This window comes from Azospirillum sp. B2RO_4 (genome assembly GCF_051124815.1).
Classification (GTDB): Bacteria; Pseudomonadota; Alphaproteobacteria; order Azospirillales; family Azospirillaceae; genus Azospirillum.
The window spans coordinates 2,580,492-2,597,486 of the sequence record NZ_CP118485.1; the positions used below are offsets into that span (position 1 = coordinate 2,580,492).

The 16,995-nt window shown below is 68.2% G+C and carries 17 protein-coding genes; 9 read left to right on the forward strand and 8 right to left on the reverse strand.

Annotated features, from left to right (window positions below; genetic code table 11):
- Positions 1–4 precede the first annotated feature (4 nt).
- On the reverse strand, positions 5–1,750 hold the full coding sequence (locus PWS46_RS12390; RefSeq protein WP_434615581.1) for a putative bifunctional diguanylate cyclase/phosphodiesterase: 1,746 nt from the start codon (positions 1,748–1,750) through the stop codon (positions 5–7).
- Positions 1,751–2,261: 511 nt separating this feature from the next.
- Here PWS46_RS12390 and PWS46_RS12395 point away from each other — a divergent pair.
- The 3 genes from PWS46_RS12395 to PWS46_RS12405 all read left to right on the forward strand — a co-directional run bounded on the left by PWS46_RS12395 (position 2,262) and on the right by PWS46_RS12405 (position 5,476).
- A complete protein-coding gene (locus PWS46_RS12395; RefSeq protein WP_434615584.1) occupies positions 2,262–3,101 on the forward strand; it encodes a universal stress protein in 840 nt (279 codons plus the stop codon).
- Between the two features lie 517 nt (positions 3,102–3,618).
- A complete protein-coding gene (locus PWS46_RS12400) occupies positions 3,619–4,539 on the forward strand; it encodes a replication protein RepA (RefSeq protein ID WP_085090460.1) in 921 nt (306 codons plus the stop codon).
- 166 nt (positions 4,540–4,705) lie between these two features.
- Complete coding sequence (locus tag PWS46_RS12405) at positions 4,706–5,476, forward strand: sulfite exporter TauE/SafE family protein (RefSeq protein ID WP_434615587.1); 771 nt, start codon at positions 4,706–4,708, stop codon at positions 5,474–5,476.
- A 19-nt stretch (positions 5,477–5,495) separates the two neighbouring features.
- Here PWS46_RS12405 and PWS46_RS12410 read toward each other — a convergent pair whose 3' ends face one another.
- Entirely contained in the window at positions 5,496–6,395 is a 900-nt protein-coding gene (locus tag PWS46_RS12410) for a methyltransferase domain-containing protein (RefSeq protein WP_434615590.1), read from the reverse strand.
- A 107-nt stretch (positions 6,396–6,502) separates the two neighbouring features.
- On the opposite strand from PWS46_RS12410, the gene PWS46_RS12415 reads away from it, so the two are divergent.
- The 4 genes from PWS46_RS12415 to PWS46_RS12430 all read left to right on the forward strand — a co-directional run bounded on the left by PWS46_RS12415 (position 6,503) and on the right by PWS46_RS12430 (position 8,780).
- Positions 6,503–6,769, forward strand: coding sequence for a flagellar biosynthetic protein FliQ (locus PWS46_RS12415; protein ID WP_434615592.1), 267 nt, complete (start codon positions 6,503–6,505; stop codon positions 6,767–6,769).
- A 14-nt stretch (positions 6,770–6,783) separates the two neighbouring features.
- A complete protein-coding gene (locus tag PWS46_RS12420) occupies positions 6,784–7,539 on the forward strand; it encodes a ComF family protein (RefSeq protein WP_085090464.1) in 756 nt (251 codons plus the stop codon).
- Between the two features lie 117 nt (positions 7,540–7,656).
- Positions 7,657–7,920 carry a glutaredoxin 3 gene (grxC, locus tag PWS46_RS12425; protein ID WP_014248998.1) on the forward strand — a complete coding sequence of 88 codons (264 nt, stop codon included), beginning with the start codon at positions 7,657–7,659 and terminating at the stop codon, positions 7,918–7,920.
- The gene (locus PWS46_RS12430) at positions 7,917–8,780 is read left to right on the forward strand and encodes a carbon-nitrogen hydrolase family protein (RefSeq protein WP_434615597.1); all 864 of its coding nucleotides are present in this window, start codon (positions 7,917–7,919) and stop codon (positions 8,778–8,780) included. The genes grxC and PWS46_RS12430 overlap by 4 nt, the downstream gene beginning before the upstream one ends.
- A gap of 4 nt (positions 8,781–8,784) precedes the next feature.
- Here the strand turns inward: PWS46_RS12430 and PWS46_RS12435 are convergent, their stop codons facing one another.
- From PWS46_RS12435 to PWS46_RS12455, 5 genes are all read right to left on the reverse strand, one after another.
- A complete protein-coding gene (locus PWS46_RS12435) occupies positions 8,785–9,264 on the reverse strand; it encodes a DNA polymerase III (RefSeq protein ID WP_434615600.1) in 480 nt (159 codons plus the stop codon).
- Between the two features lie 10 nt (positions 9,265–9,274).
- Positions 9,275–11,146, reverse strand: coding sequence for a DUF294 nucleotidyltransferase-like domain-containing protein (locus PWS46_RS12440; protein WP_434615603.1), 1,872 nt, complete (start codon positions 11,144–11,146; stop codon positions 9,275–9,277).
- 237 nt (positions 11,147–11,383) lie between these two features.
- The gene (locus PWS46_RS12445) at positions 11,384–13,111 is read right to left on the reverse strand and encodes a cation acetate symporter (protein WP_434615606.1); all 1,728 of its coding nucleotides are present in this window, start codon (positions 13,109–13,111) and stop codon (positions 11,384–11,386) included.
- Positions 13,111–13,413 (reverse strand): DUF485 domain-containing protein, encoded by a 303-nt coding sequence (locus PWS46_RS12450; RefSeq protein ID WP_434615609.1) that lies wholly within the window; start codon positions 13,411–13,413, stop codon positions 13,111–13,113. The genes PWS46_RS12445 and PWS46_RS12450 overlap by 1 nt, the downstream gene beginning before the upstream one ends.
- A 386-nt stretch (positions 13,414–13,799) precedes the next feature.
- The gene (locus tag PWS46_RS12455) at positions 13,800–14,387 is read right to left on the reverse strand and encodes a DUF1178 family protein (protein ID WP_434615612.1); all 588 of its coding nucleotides are present in this window, start codon (positions 14,385–14,387) and stop codon (positions 13,800–13,802) included.
- A gap of 202 nt (positions 14,388–14,589) precedes the next feature.
- On the opposite strand from PWS46_RS12455, the gene PWS46_RS12460 reads away from it, so the two are divergent.
- On the forward strand, positions 14,590–15,153 hold the full coding sequence (locus PWS46_RS12460; RefSeq protein WP_434615615.1) for a class I SAM-dependent methyltransferase: 564 nt from the start codon (positions 14,590–14,592) through the stop codon (positions 15,151–15,153).
- A 7-nt stretch (positions 15,154–15,160) separates the two neighbouring features.
- Here the strand turns inward: PWS46_RS12460 and PWS46_RS12465 are convergent, their stop codons facing one another.
- Positions 15,161–15,745 (reverse strand): RNA methyltransferase, encoded by a 585-nt coding sequence (locus PWS46_RS12465; RefSeq protein ID WP_109152419.1) that lies wholly within the window; start codon positions 15,743–15,745, stop codon positions 15,161–15,163.
- A 79-nt stretch (positions 15,746–15,824) separates the two neighbouring features.
- On the opposite strand from PWS46_RS12465, the gene PWS46_RS12470 reads away from it, so the two are divergent.
- A complete protein-coding gene (locus PWS46_RS12470; RefSeq protein ID WP_434615618.1) occupies positions 15,825–16,943 on the forward strand; it encodes an asparaginase in 1,119 nt (372 codons plus the stop codon).
- Positions 16,944–16,995: the final 52 nt, after the last annotated feature.

Genomic DNA, 16,995 nt, shown 5'->3' on the forward strand with positions numbered 1-16,995 from the left:
ACCCTCACCGCGGCATTTGCCACGGCAGTTCTCCGCCGACCAGCTTGCCCGCCTCCGCCGACGGCAAGGGGCGGGCGAAGTGGTAGCCCTGTCCGTAGTCGCAGGCCAGCGCGCGCAGCAGGTTGGCGTCGGCGCTGGTCTCGATGCCCTCGGCGATCACGTCGAAGCCCAGCAGGCGTGCCAGATCCATGATGATGCGGACGATGGCGCGGTTTTCCTCCGACTGGTGCATGGCCGAGACGAAGGAGCGGTCGACCTTCAGGCTGTCGATCGGCAGCTTGTGCAGGTAGGACAGCGACGAATAGCCGGTGCCGAAATCGTCGATCGACAGCTTGATGCCCAGCGCCCGCAGATCGCGCAGCAGGCGGATCGACTGTTCCGCCTTGTCCATCACCGCGCTTTCCGTCAGCTCCAGCTTGATCCAGGACGGTTCCACCCCGGTTTCGCGCAGAACCTCGCGCACGACCTGGACGAAGTTGGGGTCTGACAGCTGGTGGCTGGACAGGTTGACGCTCATGAACAGCGGGGCGGAGCCCGGTTCGCGGCGGTCCTGCCACTCCGCGATCTGCAGGCAGGCCTGCCGCAACACCCAGGTGCCGAGCGATACCACCAGACCGGTGCTCTCGGCGATCGGGATGAAGATGCCGGGCGGGATGTTGCCGCGTTCGGGATGGGTCCAGCGCATCAGCGCCTCGAACCCCGCCAGACCGCCGGTCACCATCTCGACGATCGGCTGGTAGGCGACCCACAGGTCGTTGCCGCAGTCCAGCGCCCCACGCAGATCGTGTTCCAGCCGCACCTGCTCGACCACATGGGAATGCATCGCCGGATCGAACCAGGCCTGCCGCCCGCCGCCCTGCTCACGGGCGCGGGCGGTTGCGATCTCTGCATCGCGCAGCACGTCGTCGGGGCGCTCGTGCGTCGGCATCGAGACGGCGACGCCGATGCTGGCGGACAGGAACACGGTGCCGCCCGAGCTGGAGCGGGCCGAGCGCACCACCGCAGCCAGTTCCTCGATGGCGCTTTCCAGCGCCGGCCGGTCGCAGACGCCGCCGGCCAGCATGGCGAAGGCATGGTCGCTGACACGCGCGATCAGATCGAAGGACGCGGCCTGCGCCGCCATCCGCTGCGCCAGACCGTCAAGCAGCTCGTTTGCGAAGCCCTGCCCCATGCTGCTGCGGATTTCGGCGAAGCGGTCGATGTCCAGGATGACGAGCGTGAAGGGCTCGCCCATGTTGCGATAGTCCGCCATGTGCTTCAGCAGCATGAGGCGGTTGGCGAGCCCGGTCACCGGGTCGTAGTAGGCGAGGCGGAACAGGTCGTCCTGCACCTGCCGTCGCTCGGTCATGTCCTGCAGGATGACGAAATAGCCGGTGATGGCGCCGTCTTCCGCCCGGTGCGGCGCGTGCAGCCGCATCACGTAGCGCTGCTGGCCGTCGGCCTGGGTGATCCAGCCTTCGGTCTGCACCGTCTCGCCCGCCAGCGCGCGCTCTGCCGCCGCCTGCGTGTTGCGGAGAAGCTCCGGCCCCAAAAGCTCGCCGATGGTGCCGCCGACCGCCTTGTCCAGCGTCGTCCCCATCATCTCCAGATAGGCGCGGTTGGCGTAGATGTGCCGCCGCTGCGGGTCCATCAACGCCACCTTCACCGTCATGGCGTCGAGAATCTGACGCAGGGCGTCAAGCCCCGGCGCACCGGAAGCGGCACCCGATAAAGCGTCGGCCAGCGCGGAGATTCGGGGATCTGGACTCATGGCGAGGATAGAGTGGGGTACTCATCAGGAAATCGATACCCAACACTTACGCGAAGTGTCACCCGCCCGTCAAAACCAAAGCTGCCATAGTGCAACAGAGCTTGGACATTTCTACAGGCGATGCAACGGAGACACATGGCGATGACCATGGGCATATCATAGTATTCATTCAAGTCGCGGTTGCAGCAAAACAAAGCACACAATCCGGCTTTTTCCGTTCCGCTGCGAAAGAGCACTGGAATTATCTGCGTTCTTTGCCACACCACTTGCGGCCTGGGATTGCACCTTCGACCGGAAGTCCGACCACAGGTCGCTTTTGTGCGGTGCAGGAACGCGGCAAGGGCATGGCTGTGCCCTGGAATGGAAAGGCGGCGGCCGGGCCGGTCGGATTTATACTGCCAATACAAGTGGGGCCAACGCGGCCGGGGGATGTCGCCCCGATCGGCACCGCATGGTCGTACAACCCCCGACGATAACGGCAACGATCACAAATTTGGGCAGGAACAACGCCATGGCTCTCAAGGACTTCCTGGTCGTCGTCGATGATACGCCCGCGTCCGCGGCACGTCTCGACCTTGCTGCGCGGATCGCGACCCGGTGCGATGCGCATCTGACCGCGCTCTATGCCTTCACCGACATGGTGTTCCCCGGCTATATCGAAGCCGAAATCCCGCAGGAGTTGCGCGACAGCCGCCGACAGAGCCGCAAGGACCAGACGGACCGGATGGCGGCGGCCTTCGACGAGGCCATGCACCACCATGGCCTGACCGACCGGTCCGAATGGCTGGCGCAGGAAGGCGATCCGACCATCACCGCCGCGGTGCGCGGCCGCTATGCCGACCTGATCGTGGTGGGCCAGCCCGATCCGGACCGCGACCGCGACCAGCCCGTCGCCCAGCCGGCCGATCTTCTGTTCGAATGCGGCCGACCGCTTCTGGTTGTGCCCTATGCCGGCCGTTTCGCCACCATCGGCGAACGGGTCCTGGTCGGATGGAACGGCAGCCGCGAGGCGGCGCGCGCCGTCGGTGACGCCCTGCCGCTGCTGAGCACCGCCAAGCGCGTGGTGGTGATGGCCGCCAATCCGAAGCCGGGCATGGACGGGCTGGGCGACGAGCCCTGCGCCGACATCGCCCGCCACCTGTCCCGCCACGGCTGCCGCGTCGAGGCCACCCATGTCGCCACCGATGTTGTGGAGCCCGGCGACACGCTGCTGAACATGGCGGCCGACGAAAGCTGCGACCTGCTGGTGATGGGCGCCTACGGCCGTTCCCGCTTCCGCGAGTTGGTGCTGGGCGGCATGACCCGCTTCATGCTGCGGCACATGACGGTTCCCGTGTTGATGAGCCATTGACGACGCTTCGGCTTCGAATGCCCCCTCCCCGACCCTCCCCCGCTCTCAGCGGACCTCCGGTCCGCCTGTCGCGTCAGCACAAAGCAGAGCGTTGTGCGAGAGCTTCGCGGGAGAGGGGGGTGAGTGCATGAACGGCAGAGTTCCGTCTCCCGCGATCGGACCGGCCTTCGGCCGGCAGAGGGCGGGGGAGGGTTAGGGAGGGGGCAACGGCATTGTCCCGCCCGTGGGGTTAAGCGACCGCTCCACTGCCCCCGAGTCCCTCCGCAACCACCGCGAGTCGTCCCTCGCGGCCCGTGGGGAAAAGCGACCGGAACCCTTTTTCCACCCCGGTCCCCGTGGGGAAAAGCGTCGGGAACGTGGGGAAAAGCGGCGCGACTCGGGCTTTCCCCATGGGGATAAGCGGCGACTCAACTAATAAGTCTAACAACTAACTGTCGACTAGCCCGGTCGCCTAACCCCACGTTGACTCCATCGCCCGCCGCTCCCCAGGATGCCACAACATCCGGGTGAGGCTGCCATGGGCGACATACACAGGCTGGTGATCGAACATGGCCGGGACAAGGCGCGCGCCCTGGTCCGGCCGGAGGAGCGGACGCTGGTGGACATCGCCGCCGACATCCTGGCGGACGAGAACCAGCATCTCGGCATCACCTACAGCGGCTTCTGCCTGACCAGCCTGCCACACAAGAAGCTGGCCGACGACGTTCCCTGGGAAAAGCGCGGGCATCAGGTGACGCTGCTGGTCGAACCGGGCCGGCTGAAGGTGAACGGCAAGATGAAGCTGTTCGGCGTCCCCTACGGCGCGCGGGCACGCATGATTCTCATCTATCTGCAGACCCAGGCCGTGCGCACCGGCCGGCGCGAGGTCGAACTCGGCCGCTCCATGCGCGACTGGCTGACCCGGATGGGGATCAGCGTCGGCGGTGAGACCTTCCGCGGCTTCCGCGAGCAGTCGCTGCGCATTTCCGCCTGCACCCTGAAATTCTTCTGGGACGGCGAGGACGCCGACGTGTTCGAGAAGGGCGGCATCGTCAAGCGCGGGCTGATCTTCCACGACGACCTCGGCGACGACCGCCAGGGCACGCTGTGGAATGACGTGGTGCAGTTGGACGAGACCTTCTTCCAGGCCCTGCGCGACCATCCGGTGCCGCTTCTGGAGGAGGCGGTGCGGCAGTTGAAGGACCGCTCGCTCAGCCTCGACCTCTATGTCTGGCTGGCCTACCGCCTGCATTCGCTGAGCCGGCCGCAGCCGATCTCCTGGCCGTCGCTCTATGCCCAGTTCGGCGCCGGCTACGACCAGATGAAGCATTTCAAGCCGCGCTTCGTCCAGGCCCTGCAATATGCGCTGGCCGCCTATCCGGATGCGAAGGTCGAACCGGCCGACGACGGCGTCGTCCTCCACCCCAGCCGCCCGCCCATTGCCCGCCTGCTGGCGTGAGGGCCGTGGGGTTAAGCGACCGTCACAGAAAATCGGGTGGAACCATCCCCGGTCGCTTTCCCCCACACCCCCCGAAAGCGCGCCTCCACCATTGACGCACGTCATTGGGCCGCCCTCCCCATCCCCCTATGATCGCCGCGAGTTCCCGAACCGGAGAGGCCTTGTCTTGGACGCGCTGTCGCTGCTGGATGCCGGACTGAACCAGTGTGCCGTGGTCATCGACCGCGACGGCGGGCTGCTGCTGGCCCTGCTGACCGCCGGGCTGGTCGGCGGCACCACCCATTGCACCGGCATGTGCGGCCCCTTCGTGCTGGCCCAGGTGTCGGCACGGCTGGAGCGGGTGCCGCTGTCGGCGATGTCGGAGTTCCGGCGCCTGACCGGAGCCGCCGTGCTGCCCTACCATGCCGGCCGGGCGACGACCTATGCGCTGATCGGCGCGCTGTCCGCCTCGGTCGCCGGCCATGTCGGCGCGCTTCCCGGCCTGCGCTGGCTGTCGGTGGCGCTGCTGGCGCTGGCGGCGCTGTTCTTCCTCGGCTATGCCGTGCGCAACGTCCTGTCCTGGCTGCCCAGGATCCCGTCCTTGGGCGGCAACAGGCTGCAGCGCTGGTGGAGCGACCGGGTGTCCGGCCTCGCCCGGCCGCTGTTCGGCAATCCGACCGGCTGGCGCGGCTATGGGCTGGGGGTGGCGCTGGGCTTCATCCCCTGCGGGATGCTCTATGGCGCCATCGCGGTGGCGGCCGCGAGCGGCAGCGCGCTGACCGGCGCGCTCGGCATGGCCGCCTTCGCGCTCGGCACGGTGCCGAGCCTGCTGGCGGTCGGGCTGGCCGGCCATATCGCCGGCCGCACCTGGCGGACCGCCGTCGCCCGGGTCGCTCCGGCGATCATGCTGGTGAACGCCGGGGTTCTGGGCTGGATGGCGTGGAAGCTGGTTGCGTAAACCGGCCCCTCGCCATGTTTCAGTGGATGCCGCCGCCCTTCAACGCGTCGCCCAGCGGAATCTGTCCGCTGCCGGGCTTCAGCGGTTGCTGCTGGCTTTCATGCGGCGACCAGCCGGCGAGATAGAGCACCTCGAAGGTCACCGGAATCCGCCCGTCCGGCTCGGCATAGAGCTGGGCGTAGCGCTGGGCCGCGTCGAACAGCATGGACCGGGTTGCCGGAACCTTGCGGCGGGCCAGCACGGCGTTGGTCTCGCCCATGCCGCGCAGTTCGCGCATCAGGGCGAAGGCGTCGGAATAGGTCACGGTGATGACGTCGCTGTCGACCACCGGCAGGGCGAAGCCGGCGCGTTGCAGCAACCCGCCGGCGTCCTTGATCTCGGCGAAGGGCGACACGCGGGGGGAGACGCCGCCCGACACCTCCATCTCCGCTTCGAAGAGGCAGCGGCGCAGTTCGGCCAGAGTCTGACCGCCGAGCATGGAGGCGCAGAAGAAGCCGTCGGGCTTCAACGCCTGCCGGATCTGCACCAGGGCGCCCGGCAGGTCGTTGACCCAGTGCAGGCTGAGATTGCTGACCACCAGATCGAAGCTGCCGGGAGCGAAGGGCAGGAACTCCTCATCGGCGGCAACCGTCGGATTGCCGGGCGCGAGGGCGGCGCGCGCGAAGTCGGGCGACAGGTCGCAGGCGACCAGCCGTTCGATGCCCTTGCGGCCTTTCAGGATGCGCCCCATCGCCCCGTCGTGGCAGCCGACGTCGAGCGCCAGCGGGAAGGGACGGATCACGTCCTCCAGCCGGTCGGCCAGCCGGTCGGCGATCTCCTCGAACAGGAATGAATGGTCGGTGAATTCGGCGACGGCGCGGTCGCGGCGGCGGCGGACCAGCGCGCGGTCGAAGACGGTCATGCTGTCGGGGCTTGTCATGCCCGCACTATACCCCAGCCCGTCGGCGCGGCAACCGTGCTACACTCGCAGCCCAGACAGCATTTCCGCGCCACCTTCTCCACGCCACCACCCGCACAGGCATTGGAATGGGCATCGACGAGGCCATCGCCGTCAGCCACGAAGCGCTGATGGTCATCCTGAAGATCGCGCTGCCGCCGCTGGGCATCACCGCCCTGCTGTCGGCCGGGCTGATGCTGTTCCAGAGCGCCACCAACATCAACGAATCGTCGCTGCAGCAGGACACCAAATTCTTCGCCACGCTGCTGATCCTGTTCGTCACCGGCCCGGCGATCTATCTGGCGTTGCGCGACTATACCGGCGTGATCTTCGAACGCATCGCCATGCTGCAGTGACCGGGGCGGCGGCGATGCAGCCATCCGCCATCCTGTCCGGACTGGGCCGCACCGCGGCAGGCGCGGCGACCCTGCTGCTCGACGCGCTGCTGCCGCCGCGCTGCCTCAGCTGCGGCGAGGCGGTGGACCGGCAGGGGGGCCTGTGCGCCGCCTGCTGGGTCAAACTGACCTTCATCGCCCCACCCCTGTGCGCCTGCTGCGGGCTCCCTTTCGAATATGAGGCGCAGGAGGGAACGCTGTGCGGCTCCTGCATGGCCTCCCCGCCGCCCTTCGCCCGCGCCCGCGCCGTCCTGGCCTATGACGACGGCAGCCGGCCGCTGGTGCTGGGCTTCAAGCATGGCGACCGCATCCATGCCGCCAAGGCCTACGGCGTCTGGCTGGCCCGCGCCGGGCGGGAGTTGCTGGAGGATGCCGACCGGCTGCTGCCGGTGCCGCTGCACCGTGCCCGCCTGTTCCACCGCCGCTACAACCAGGCGGCCCTGCTGGCGCAGGCGCTGTCGCGCCACTGCGGCGTCCCCGCCGTTCCGGACCTGCTGCAACGCCATCGGTCCACCCCGACCCAGGGCGGACTGGACCGCCAGGGCCGCCACCGCAACGTCAAGGGCGCCTTCCGCCTGCGGCCTGGGCAGTCGGTGACCGGACAGCGTCTGGTGCTGATCGACGACGTGATGACCACCGGGGCGACGCTGGCGGAATGTGCGCGGGTCCTGCGGCGTGCCGGCGCGGCGCGGGTCGACGTGCTGACGCTGGCACGCGTGGTGCACCGCTGACGCTTGAAAAGGGGCGTGCCCGGCGACGCTGACCGGCGTTCGGCGCGGGTTGCAACGTCTGGCGCCTCCCGCAGGTTGATCCTATAGTTTCTCCACCTGCAACAGGAGCCCAGTGGCATGGCCGACGTCGTCATCTACACCACGCCCTTCTGTCCCTACTGCATGCGGGCCAAGAGCCTGCTCGACGGCAAGGGCGTGACATACGAGGAAATCGACCTCTACGCCCAGCCGGGCCGCCGCAGCGAGATGATCGAGCGGTCGGAGGGCCGGACCACCGTCCCGCAGATCTTCATCGACGGGAAGCCCTACGGCGGCAGCGACGACATCCACGCGCTGGACCGCGCCGGCAAGCTGGACCCGCTGCTCGGCATCGCCGCATGAGCGACGGCCTGCCCGAACATGCCGGTGGCGGCAAGCTGAAGGCCGCCTGCGTCCAGGTGAATGCAGGCACGGAGCTTGAGCCGAACCTGCGGGCGGCGGGCGACCTCGTCCGCCGCGCCCGCGACGCCGGGGCAGATTTCATCGCCTTGCCGGAGAATGTCGGCTGGATCGTCCAGGGCCGCGCCAAGACCATGGAGCGCGTGCGCACCGAGTCGGAGCATCCCGGCATCCCCGTCTTCGCCGATCTGGCGCGGGAGACCGGTGCCTGGATTCTCGGCGGCACCCTGCATGTCCTGCTCGATGACGGGCGCGCCGCCAACCGCAGCTACCTTTTCGATGCCGGGGGGCGGGTCGTCGCCTCCTACGACAAGATCCACATGTTCGACGTCACGCTGAAGGACGGCGAATCCTATCGCGAATCGGCGACCTTCCAGCCGGGCGAGCGGGCGGTGGTGGCGGCCAGCCCTTGGGGCGGCATCGGCATGACGGTCTGCTACGACGTGCGCTTCGCCTATCTGTATCGGGCGCTGGCCCAGGCGGGGGCGTCGATCCTGACGGTGCCGGCCGCCTTCACCGTGCCGACCGGCCGGGCCCATTGGCACACGCTTCTGCGCGCCCGCGCCATCGAAACCGGCTGCTTCGTCGTCGCTCCGGCCCAGACCGGCAGCCACGACCAGGGCCGCCAGACCTACGGCCATTCCCTGCTGATCGCGCCGTGGGGCGAGGTTCTGGCCGATGCCGGCACCGATGTCGGCTTCATCACCGCCGACCTCGACCTCGACCGCGTGACGGAGGCCCGCGCCATGGTCCCGTCGCTGACCCACGACCGTGCCGTCGCGGTGGAGCGACTCGGGTTCTGATCTCTCAGCGCCCGTCCTGCATCAGCCGAAGCCATGCCATGGCGGCGGTCAGCGCGATGCCGAAGGCGCCGTCGGGCCGGACCGGCAGGTCGAGGTCGCGGACCATGCTGTCCAGCCGCAGATCGACCGCCTGTTTGGACATGCCGCGGATCTTGCGGGCGTAATAGAGACTGGACACCTCCGTCCGCTCATCCGACAGCGGCCGCCCGGTCAGGCGCTCCGCCATGGTGACGGAGAAGTCGAGGTAGTAGCCCACCAGCGGACGGTCACCGATGAAGGTGTGCAGCAGGTCGCCGGCCTCGGCCAGACCGGTGTCGCAACCGGGATGGAGCAGCAGCGCGCTGCCGGTCAGGATGCGGGGGCCGCGGATGCGGATGGCGGCGAAGGCCAGTGGTCTTGCCGCCTCCGGATCGAAGCTGGTCGCCTCGCAATGGATCGCCACGCGCTCGCGCCGGTCGGTGTCGCCGTGATCGGGATGTCCCATCGTCGCCGCCTCAATGATTCAGGCGGAAATGGTGGGCGATCAGCTCCTTGAAGCTTTTCACCAGCGCCAGACAGTCCTTGAACTGGTCGCGGTCCAGCTTGCCCAGCCGGTCGGGGTGGACGAGATTGTCGATCGCCAGGTCCGCCCCCTCCTCCCCCCCTTCGTTTTCTTGCGGCAGGTCGACGCGCGCCTTCAGGCGGATGGTCGACAGGATGGTGAAGGCCTCGACCAGATCGGCGGCCATCTTGCGGTCCAGTGCCCCCAGCTCGGCCAGCACCTGGATCCGCTCCACCGTGTTGGTCTCCGCCCGGTGCTTCTCCAGCGCCAGCGCGCGGACGCCGTGGACGATGGGGAAGATGCCGGCCTTCTTGATGTCGACCGGCTCCGCCCGGCGCCGCTCGAACAGCGCGGCGAACAGGCCGCTCGGCGTGTCGAAGGACAGGGTCGGCCGGGCGAATTGGGTGAAGAACATCTGGTTGTCCTGCAGGCGGCTCAACAGATAATCCTTCGCCTCGGCCAGCAGCGCGGCGTCGCCGGCCACCGGAGCGGCGTCGTAGAAGATGGCGAGGTTCATCTGCGCCGCCTCGTCCGGGCGGTGGACCCAGTTGAACAGCGCGTCCTTGTAGCCGGCGAGCGGCCGGGTCCACTCCGGGTTGGAGACCATGATGTTGCCGGGACAGGGCGGATAGCCGAACTCGACCAGATGGCGGGTGAAGTCGGCGGCGATCCTCGGCAGATCGGGGCAGTCGAAGCCGTCGCGCAGGATCAGGCCATTGTCCTGGTCGGTCTTCAGCAGCTGTTCGCCGCGCCCCTCGCTGCCCATCACGATCAGGCAGCTGTTGGCCAGCAGTTCCGGCGGGGCCAGCAGTTCGAACAGCTTGCGGAAGATGCGGCGGTTCAACTCCGTCACCAGATCGGCGATGAAGGAGACCTTCACGCCGGTGGCGTGCAGGGTGCGGATCAGCTCGACGATGGAGCGGCTGGCCCGGCGCAGGTCGGCGGGATCGGTGGCATGCTCCACCTGCACCCCGATGACCTGGGAATGGTTGGACAGCACAGCCAGCAGGTCGCTTTGCCCCAACAGCCCGACGATGGCGCCGTTTTCCGTCACCACGATTCGGCGCACCGCATGCTTGGTCATCAGCACCAGCGCGTTGAACAGCAGGTCGTCGCGATCCAGCGTCAGCAGGCCGTAGCGGGCGAGCGGCCCGACCGGATCGGTCACCGGCCGGCCGTCCAGCACCACCAGATCGCGCAGGTCGGTGCCGGTCAGGATGCCGGTCGTGCCATCCGCGCCCTGCACCAGCACGCTGCTGGCGCGGTTCTGCCGCATCGCCTCGGCCGCGTCGCGCAGGCTGGCGGCGGCATCGACGAACAGCGGCGGGTGAAGATAGGCCTGCCGGATGCGGGCCATGGTCAGCGCCGCCATCTCGCGGTTGGAGCGCAAGGCGGCCAGAGCGCGCATGCGCTGGGCGAAATCGCCGAGAATGGCGGCACCGAACGCCGGGTTCTCGGCGGCCAGCGCCTCCAGCGCCGCGCGCGGAATCAGGTGGCAGGCGCACTCCTCCGCCGTGACGAAGCGGCGGGCGCCGGTCACGCCGGCTCCGTCCCCCGCGGTGGCGTACAGCGCCTGCAGGCCGAACCGGTCGCCCGGACCGTGGACCGCCGCCACCTCGCCGCCGCGGCGTTCCTGGACGGCGCCGCGCAGCACGACATACAGCGCGTCGGCCGGTTCCTCCCGGCTGAGGATGACGGTGTCGCGCGGATAAAGCGCGATGTCGAGCGCGCCGGCCAGCACCGCGCGCTGCCCCTCCGTCAGCAGGTCGAAGGGAGGACGCCCGAAATCGAAGTCCGGACAAGCGGTCGGCATCGCATGCTGCACGGGGCGGACTCCGTCGGGAGATGGCTGTTCATGAAAAAAGCGCCCCCGGATCGAGTCCGGAGGCGCTTTTCAGGATACACCCGCCGGGCGGGACGCCGGAAGCGGGTGCGACATTTGGCGGCGTGGTTCGGTCACCGCCCGGACTTGCTCCCCCAGGGCTTGGACGCCCCCGAGGGGGAAGGGATGCGGTGCGAGACGCGATCCCTTCCCTGGTGCTTCTTAGTGGGGTTCTTCTTGTTAGTGGGCCGACGCACCCTCGGCACCCAGGCCGGTCTGCGACCGGACATACTGGTCCTCGAAGTCCTTGCGCTCCTTCTGTGCCTGAGCGCTGTTGTCGGTGATCGAGAAGAACCAGATGCCGATGAAGGCGAGGGTGATCGAGAAGAGGCCCGGGTTGGCGTAGCCCATGATCGGAGCCGGGTGACCCAGCACGGCCTTCCACACCGTCGGCCCGAGCGTGATCATGACGCAGGCGGAGATCAGGCCGATCGCACCGCCCATGACGGCGCCGCGGGTGGTCATCTTGCCCCAGAACATCGACATCAGCAGGACCGGGAAGTTGGTCGAGGCGGCGATGGCGAAGGCCAGACCCACCATGAAGGCGACGTTCTGATTCTCGAAGGCGATGCCGAGGATGATGGAGATGATGCCGATGATGACCGTGGTGATCTTCGACACGCGGATCTCGTCGGCCTCGTTGACACGGCCACGGGCGAAGACCGAGGCGTAGAGGTCATGCGAGACGGCCGAGGCGCCGGCCAGCGTCAGACCCGCGACCACCGCCAGGATGGTGGCGAAGGCGACGGCGGAGATGAAGCCGAAGAACAGGTCGCCACCGATCGCATGGGCGGTGTGGATGGCCGCCATGTTGGTGCCGCCGATGACCGAGGCGATGGCCGCCTTGACACCTTCCGCCGGGGCGGCGGTCAGGAACGGATAGGCACCGTTGGCATCCTTGCCCAGGATCAGGACGATGGCGCCGAAGCCGATGATGAAGGTCAGGATGTAGAAGTAGCCGATGAAGCCGGTGGCGTAGAAGACCGACTTGCGGGCTTCCTTGGCGTCGGAGACGGTGAAGAAGCGCATCAGGATGTGCGGCAGGCCGGCGGTGCCGAACATCAGCGTCAGGCCGAGAGAGATGGCGTCGACCGGATCGGACACCAGCGCGCCCGGCGACATGATGGCCAGCCCCTTCGGGTGGACGTCGACGGCGGCCTTGAACATCGCCTCGGGGCTGAAGCCGAACTTGGCCATGATCATGAAGGCCATGAAGGACGCACCGGAGAGCAGCAGCACCGCCTTGATGATCTGCACCCAGGTGGTCGCCAGCATGCCGCCGAAGGTCACGTAACCGATCATCAGTACGCCGACGATGATGACGGCGACCATGTAGTCGAGACCGAACAGCAGCTGGATCAGCTTGCCGGCGCCGACCATCTGGGCGATCAGGTAGAAGGTGACCGTCGCCAGCGAGCCGCAGGCCGACAGCGTGCGGATCGGCGTCTGCTGGAAGCGGTAGGAGGCGACGTCGGCGAAGGTGTACTTGCCGAGGTTGCGCAGCCGCTCCGCGATCAGGAACAGCACGATCGGCCAGCCGACCAGGAAGCCGACCGAGTAGATCAGGCCGTCGAAGCCGTTAGCGTACACCAGGCCGGCGATGCCGAGGAAGGAGGCCGCCGACATGTAGTCGCCGGCGATGGCAAGGCCGTTCTGGAAGCCGGTGATGCCGCCGCCGGCGGCGTAGAAGTCCTTGGCCGACTTGGTGCGGCGCGCCGCCCAGTAGGTGATGCCCAGCGTGAACAGCACGAAGGCCATGAACATCACGATGGCTTCGACGTTCGTCGCCTGCTTCTGCACCGCACCGTCGACGGCGCCGGCGGCATAGACGGAGGCGGGAACCAGGGCGCCGGCCGCGGCGGCCGTCGCGGCGACCGTGCTGGCGATGCGGGTGGTGACGGCGCGCATCACTTGGTTTCCTCCAGGATCTGGCGGTTCAGCTCGTCGAACTCGCCGTTCGCCCGCTGAACGTAGATGCCGGTCAGGATGAAGGCGGACAGAATGGTGAAGACGCCGATGGGCATGCCCCAGGTGGTGACGCCCGATCCGATGGGCGTGCCCAGGAATTCCTTCCCGAAGGCCACCAGCAGAATGAAGCCGAAATAGATGACCAGCATGGCAATCGACAAAGTCCAGGCGAAGGCGGACCGCTTGGCCACCAGTTCCTGGAACTTCGGATTGTTTATGATCCGTTGTGCATTTTGATTCATGTGCGTCCCCTCATCGAGTGCCGGCAAGTGTTCGGCCGTCCGCAAGGCTGGGTCAGAATGACACGTCCAGGAGACAGGCTGGCAGTTGCCGTCCGGGCGGTCGCGTCCGGGTTTCTCCCCGTAATTCGTACGCCCTTGACCTGCCCAATTGTTTGATACAGATCATTGTTGGGCGCACCCCCTACCTTGGTCGATGGGGCGGGTTGCCGGCAGGTCGGCGTATGCCGAAAAACAAAGCCGACTCAATGGGGTAGGCAAAAATGCAAAGGCGCCCCCGGTCGGGAGCGCCCTGCAAATAGTCAGTTTTTCAAATGGTTTCTTGCGGAATCAGTAGCGATCCGCCGGCCGGGCGGAGCTATGACCGCCGATCTTCCTGCCGATCGCGCTCAGGAGTCGGTGCGCGGGATCCAGGGGATGCGATGGAAGGTCACACCTTCCTCGTTGAGTTCGGCGACCTCCTCGTCCGACGCTTCGCCATAAATGCCGCGCGGGTCGGACTCGCCGTAATGGATGCGCCGCGCCTCCTCGGCGAAGCGGTCGCCGACATAGTCGCAGTTCTTTTCCACGCTGCGCCGCACCTCGGTCAGCTGCCGCATCACCTCGGCCACCGCCTCGCGCTGGGCATCGTTCAGGCTGGGCGGCAGGGCGGCGACGACGTCGGCGGCGTTCGGCAGAGGGACGGGTGCGGGGATCGGCGCGGGAAGGGCCGCGGGCACGGCGTTGGCCGGGGCAGCCGGGGCAACGGACGGCGGGGCGTTCGCCGCCACAGCTTCGGCCTGTTCGCGGGCGCGGTCGGCCGCCCGGGCGACTCCCTTGGCGATGCGCGGGGCCATCGGCGCCTTGCCGACGACGGTATCACCGCAGATCGGGCAGGCGATCTGGTGCGCCGCCGCCTGTTCGTCATAAGCGGCGCCGTTGCGGAACCACGCTTCGAACTGGTGGTCGGCCGAGCATCTCAACGCGAAGAGGATCATATCCCCACAAGCCCCAAACTAACCCGCAGCAGGAAGGACAGGCCCCGGTACGCCGCTCCGGGTAGCGGCACGACTCGGGGAATCGCCCTAATTCAGCACGGCCGGGCTCCGCCGTCAAACGCCGGACGGGCCTGTCCGACGTAGCTCCTGTGATATCGTTCCCGCAAACGCCGAAGAAAAGTCCGTGAAGGGAAATCCGACCATGCCGACGCCGCATCCGCTTTCGCCGCCTTCCCCCTGGGTGGAGCGCTTCGCCCCGCTGGTGCGCGCGGGCGGCCCTGTGCTCGACCTCGCCTGCGGCGGCGGCCGGCATCTGCGGCTGTTCCACCGGCGCGGCCATCCGGTGGTCGGGCTGGACCGCGACCTCGGCGGCGTCGCCGACCTGGAGGGCACCGCGGGCATCACTCTGGTTCACGCCGATCTGGAAACCGGCGATTCGGCGGGCCCCATCGGCTCCCTGCCCGCCGACGTCCGCTTCGCCGGGATCGTCGTCACGAACTACCTGTACCGGCCGCTGTTCCCCGCCCTGCTGACGGCGCTGAAGCCGGGCGGCGTGCTGATCTACGAGACCTTCGCCGACGGCAACGCCCGCTTCGGCCGCCCGTCCTCCCCCGATTTCCTGCTGCGCCGGGGCGAGTTGCTGGAGGCCGTGCGTGGCACGCTTCAGGTGGTGGCCTTCGAGCAGGGCGAGGTGTCGATGCCGAAGCCCGCGGTGGTGCAGCGGATCTGCGCCGTCGCCGGGGACGATCCGCTGCCGATCACCTGATCCATCCTTACTCGTCGCCGTCGCTCTCCGCCGGCTTCTGCTCTCCGCGGATGCGGCGGCGGCGGTCGGCGTTGCGCATGATCTGCCGGCCGTGCCGGTGCTGGGCCGGCGCCTCCAGCGGACCGCCGGGACGGACAGGGCGTTCGGCGAAGCGGCCGAGCGAGATCATTCGGTCATACATCACCAGCGCCCCGGCGACGCCGACATTGATGCAGAAGGACATCGGGATCTTCACCACATGGTCGCAGCGCGCCAGCAGGGCGGGCGACAGGCTGTCGCGCTCCGGCCCCAGCACATAGGCGGCGCGCGACGGATGGCGGAAGCTCGGCAGTTCCACCGCGTCGTCGGTCAGTTCCACCCCGACCAGCATGCAGTCCCTGGGCAGGGTGAAATCGGCGACCCGCTCGTGGATGTAGAGCGGCAGGTGCAGCGTGGCGCCCGAGGTATCGACCAGCTTCGTCTCCCGCAGATCCGGTTCCGGATCGATGGCGAAGAAGAAGGAGGCGCCGAAGGCATGGGCGGTGCGCATCAGGTTGCCGACATTGCCCGGCTTGCTGATCCGCTCCACCCCGATTCCGAAATAACCACGCATGAAGAACCCGCTGATCTAAGTAAGGACATGGCCGGGCGGGAGCTTGCCGCCGCCGCGCGTGCGAGGCAAGCTTGCCGGCATGACCCAAGACCATGCCCCCGACCATTCCTGCTGCGGTGGGGATCACCACCACGGCCATTCCCACCACCATGGCGAGAGCGCCGAAGGCCATGCCGACCTCTCCGGCCCGGCGGAAAGCCCGATCACCGTCGAGGTGACACGCGGCAGCCTGGTGGAGTCGGTCCACCGCGCCCGCGCCTGCATCGTCGATGCCGGCGGCCATGTGCTGGCGCGCTGGGGCGACATCGACGCGCCGGTCTACCCGCGCTCCGCCATCAAGTCGCTGCAGGCGATCCCGCTGGTGGAAAGCGGCGCGCTCGACGCCTTCGGGCTGGGTGACGAGGAGCTGGCGCTCGCCTGCGCCTCCCACAACGGCGAAGCACGCCACACCGAGTTGGCGCGATCCTGGGCGGAGCGGGTCGGGCTGACGCTGGACAATTACGAATGCGGCGCGCAGATCCCCTACGATCCCGCCACCGCCGAGGATCTGATCCGCCGCGGCGAGGCGCCGACCGCCTTCCACAACAACTGCTCCGGCAAGCACAGCGGTTTCCTGACCACGGCGAAGCACAAGGGCGAACGGCTGAAGGGCTATGTCCGCTATGAGCACCCGGTGCAGCAGCGGATCCTGGGCGTGATGGAGCAGATGACCGGCCAGGACCTGTTCGGCGCGCCCTGGGGCGTCGACGGCTGTTCCATCCCCACCATCGGCATCCCGCTGGGCGCCATCGCCTATGCCATGGCCCGCATCGCCGACCCGGTCGACCTGCCCGACGCGCGGGCGGAGGCCGTCACCCGCATCGCCGCCGCCTGGGGCAAGCACCCTTTCCTGATCGGCGGCACCGGCACCTTCGACACCGCGCTGATGGAAGCGGCCGGCGGCGCCGTGCTGGTCAAGGGCGGAGCGGAGGGCGTCGGCTGCGCCGTGATCCCGGAGCAGGGCATCGGCATCGCGCTGAAGATCGAGGACGGCGCCGCCCGTGCCCGCGAGGTGGCTCTGGCCGCGCTGATCCGCTCGACCAGGGCGCTGACCGACGCCCAATGGGCGCGGGTGCCGCAATTGCTGACCGCCCCGCTGCTGAACCGCGCCGGGACGCGGGTGGGCGAGGTGCGCGCAGCGACGGGGTGGCCGGGCTGAGACACCGAAGCGCCGTCACCGAACGGCTGTCATCGGATGGACGCGGTGCTAT

Bases quoted from the DNA above. Each gene is read 5' to 3' on its own strand.
- PWS46_RS12390 (WP_434615581.1), bottom strand. From the start codon at position 1,750: ATGAGTCCAGATCCCCGAATCTCCGCGCTGGCCGACGCTTTATCGGGT.
- PWS46_RS12395 (WP_434615584.1), top strand. From the start codon at position 2,262: ATGGCTCTCAAGGACTTCCTGGTCGTCGTCGATGATACGCCCGCGTCC.
- PWS46_RS12400 (WP_085090460.1), top strand. From the start codon at position 3,619: ATGGGCGACATACACAGGCTGGTGATCGAACATGGCCGGGACAAGGCG.
- PWS46_RS12410 (WP_434615590.1), bottom strand. From the start codon at position 6,395: ATGACAAGCCCCGACAGCATGACCGTCTTCGACCGCGCGCTGGTCCGC.
- PWS46_RS12415 (WP_434615592.1), top strand. From the start codon at position 6,503: ATGGGCATCGACGAGGCCATCGCCGTCAGCCACGAAGCGCTGATGGTC.
- PWS46_RS12420 (WP_085090464.1), top strand. From the start codon at position 6,784: ATGCAGCCATCCGCCATCCTGTCCGGACTGGGCCGCACCGCGGCAGGC.
- grxC (WP_014248998.1), top strand. From the start codon at position 7,657: ATGGCCGACGTCGTCATCTACACCACGCCCTTCTGTCCCTACTGCATG.
- PWS46_RS12430 (WP_434615597.1), top strand. From the start codon at position 7,917: ATGAGCGACGGCCTGCCCGAACATGCCGGTGGCGGCAAGCTGAAGGCC.
- PWS46_RS12435 (WP_434615600.1), bottom strand. From the start codon at position 9,264: ATGGGACATCCCGATCACGGCGACACCGACCGGCGCGAGCGCGTGGCG.
- PWS46_RS12445 (WP_434615606.1), bottom strand. From the start codon at position 13,111: ATGCGCGCCGTCACCACCCGCATCGCCAGCACGGTCGCCGCGACGGCC.
- PWS46_RS12450 (WP_434615609.1), bottom strand. From the start codon at position 13,413: ATGAATCAAAATGCACAACGGATCATAAACAATCCGAAGTTCCAGGAA.
- PWS46_RS12455 (WP_434615612.1), bottom strand. From the start codon at position 14,387: ATGATCCTCTTCGCGTTGAGATGCTCGGCCGACCACCAGTTCGAAGCG.
- PWS46_RS12460 (WP_434615615.1), top strand. From the start codon at position 14,590: ATGCCGACGCCGCATCCGCTTTCGCCGCCTTCCCCCTGGGTGGAGCGC.
- PWS46_RS12465 (WP_109152419.1), bottom strand. From the start codon at position 15,745: ATGCGTGGTTATTTCGGAATCGGGGTGGAGCGGATCAGCAAGCCGGGC.
- PWS46_RS12470 (WP_434615618.1), top strand. From the start codon at position 15,825: ATGACCCAAGACCATGCCCCCGACCATTCCTGCTGCGGTGGGGATCAC.